This window comes from Pseudomonas sp. AC070, assembly GCF_979258635.1.
Map to the genome: position 1 here is coordinate 5267673 of NZ_OZ409871.1, position 2940 is coordinate 5270612.

Below are 2940 nucleotides of genomic sequence, written 5' to 3' on the forward strand. Positions count from 1 at the left end.
ACGACCTATCCAGCCAGGCTGATTACTGAGTAATCACCGGCAATTCAGGCGGCGATACCTTCAGCTCTTTCTCGATGCTGTTAACCCGCTCTGGCAAGGTGGGTACGCCCTTGGGGATTTCTTCGTCGGCGTAGCGCAACTGACGCTCGCGGATAAAGTTGTATTTACCCTCGGTCAGCTCGTTGGCGTGGTCGAAGTCGTTAATGATGGTGGGCTTGATAAACACCATCAGGTTTTTCTTCGCCACTTCCTTGCGGTCGCTGCGGAACAGGCGGCCGATCAGAGGAATTTTCGACAGGAACGGCACCTTGTCACCCGAGTCGCGAACCTCGTCCGAGATCAGCCCGCCGAGCACCAGGGTCATGTTGTCTTTGATCAGCACGCGGGTTTCGATGGAGCGCTTGTTGGTCACGATGTCAGCAGCGCTTGTGTCGTTGGTGACGCTGGAGATTTCCTGGTAGACGTTGAGCGTGACTGAGTCGCCCTCGTTGATCTGCGGCTTGATTTTCAGCGTGATCCCCACGTCCTGACGCTCGATGGTCTGGAACGGGTTGGTCGATGGGTTCGAGGCGCTGGTCGAGCTGCCGGTTACGAACGGCACGTTCTGGCCAACGACGATCTTGCCTTCTTCGTTGTCCAGGGTGACCAGGTTGGGCGTCGACAGAATATTCATCGAGTCGTCTGTCGACAGCGCGCGCACCAGGGCTTGCAGCGAACCGTTGCTATAAAAGCCGAGGCTCAGGCCGGCGTCGAGCTTGATCGGGTTGGTCGGAAAACTGTCGATGGTGTTGCCCTTGAGCGACGACTTGAAGCCGCCGAACAGGCCGTCGCCGCCAAGCGCCGCTTCCGAGGTTTTCCACTGCACGCCGAGTTCGTTGACCTTGTTATCCGACACCTCAACGATCACCGCTTCGACCAGCACCTGGGCGCGACGGATATCCAGGCGTTTCACCACGCCTTCGATGGTTTTCATAATGGCCGGCGGCGCGCTGATGATCAGGGCGTTGGTGGTGTCGTTGGCCTGGATCGAGATGTCGGCGGTGCTGATGCCCACATCTTTGTCCTGTTTCTGCAGGCTGGTGGCGACGTTCTGCAGAATCTGCGCGAGCTCGGATGCCTTCAGGTAGTGCAGGTACATCACCTGCGTATCGCGAATGATGTTGCCGGGTCGGTCGAGGTTGGCCAGTACCGAGCGCAGTTGCTGGCGTTTGCTCGGGTCGCCAGAAATCAGAATGCTGTTGGTGCGTTCATCCACCGACACGCTCATTTTCGACGCGCCTTCCTGCCCGGCCGTCTGCGGCACCAGCGTGCCGAGCATGGCCGACAATTCTTTGGCGTTGGCGAACTTCAGCGGAATGACGTCGATCTCGAACTGACCGGCACGGTCTATTTCTGCCACCAGCTTAAGCAACTGGTTAATGTTTGACGCCCGGTCGGAAATGATCAGCGCGTTGCTGTCGGGGTAAGCGGCCAAGTGACCGACCTGCGGCACCATTGGCCGAAGAATGTTGACCAATTGCGTGGCGGGCACGTGCTCGGTACGAATGACCCGAACCACGAGCTGGTCGTCGTTGAGGTCGTTGTCGTCTACCAGGGGCACGCCGGTCTGTTTGGCGTTGGCGTCGGGAATCACCTTCACCGCGTCGGCCGATTCAATTGCCGAAAAACCATGCACTTGCAGCACCGAAAGAAAGACGCGGTATGCCTCTTCGGGCGCCATGGCTTCATTGGAAATGACCGTAACTTTGCCGGTAACCCGCGGATCAATAATGAAGTTTTTGCCGGTGGCTTTGGCAATCCACTCAATAAACGAGCGGATATTGGTGTCCTGCATATTAATCCGCACTTCGTTGCCAGGTTCTGGCGCGGCTTCCTCTGCCCAGGCAAATGGGCTGGCGCATACACAGACGAGCAACAGCAGTTTCAGAACGGCTCGGATCGACACGTTGGGCACTCTACTACTTGGCTTGCGCGAGTTTGCGCTGGATATATTGTTGATAGGCAGTGGGTGAGTTCTGCTCTACGGCGGCAGGTGGTGCAGGGGGTATTTCCACGGGCGCCTGAGCAACCATGTCGGTGTTATCGGGTTGTATATCGGGCAGTGCCGCGCTGACTTGCGCGGCCGCCGGTTCAGACGTTGTCGCTGGCGCTGCGCCCGGCATCTCGCCGTAACCCTTGAAACTGATTTGTTCGAGTTTTCCGTTACGTTTCAAGGTGATGCGATGGCTTTCGATGTTCTGCACAACAATGCCGGGCCGGGCTTCTTCGCCGCGTTTAAGCATTAACGTGCGGTCGCCGTCTTCCAGAATCACCGAACTTTGCTCAGCGCGGGCCATAAAAAAGATCGCCGAGACTTGCAGGTTAAGATTACTTTCCGGAAGTTTTTCAAGTGTTTGCGCGGTTAAATCGGCGTCTGCGTTTTTAGCGCCAAATAAACTTAACAGCGAACTTCCGGGTTTTACCGGAGCGCTTTCGTTAGTTGCCTCACTATTTTCCGTGCTGGCAACTCGCGCTTGCGTGTTCACGCCGCGAATAAATTGGCTAGTTTGCCAGCCGAGCGTCGCCAACATGGCAATAGCCAGCGCCAGCAGTGCACTCAAGCGAATTGAGCGGACGGCGAGAAGTTGGTTAAGGCGGGCAACTAAGGTGGCCATGAAATCGTCCCTGTAATGGCGCGGCAATACTATCGGCACAATGTTTACGTGCAAAGACAGCGGATAACTCCGTTGGTCGCTTCGCTATTTTCCATGCGCTGGTTCACATTTTCTCTGGCTATGCGATTTAGGTATTTGTATCGGGCTTGAAATACCCAAAGCGCCTGTATAGCATCTCGCCATCGTAAAGGCTGAGTCTATCAACAGCCTTGTGCTAGATGCACAAATTAAATGGAACTTATCGACGAATATGCTGCACGGATGCCGCTTCTACGGGTTTCGCCGA

General features: G+C 56.1%; 2 protein-coding genes. Both read right to left on the minus strand.

Annotated elements, in window-relative coordinates:
- Window positions 1–22 precede the first annotated feature (22 nt).
- The gene (gspD, locus tag ACZZ0Q_RS23670) at window positions 23–1945 is read right to left on the minus strand and encodes a type II secretion system secretin GspD (protein WP_463384265.1); all 1923 of its coding nucleotides are present in this window, start codon (window positions 1943–1945) and stop codon (window positions 23–25) included.
- A 13-nt stretch (window positions 1946–1958) separates the two neighbouring features.
- Window positions 1959–2654, minus strand: coding sequence for a type II secretion system protein N (locus ACZZ0Q_RS23675; RefSeq protein WP_463540539.1), 696 nt, complete (start codon window positions 2652–2654; stop codon window positions 1959–1961).
- Window positions 2655–2940: the final 286 nt, after the last annotated feature.

Bases quoted from the DNA above. Each gene is read 5' to 3' on its own strand.
- ACZZ0Q_RS23675 (WP_463540539.1), bottom strand. From the start codon at position 2,654: ATGGCCACCTTAGTTGCCCGCCTTAACCAACTTCTCGCCGTCCGCTCA.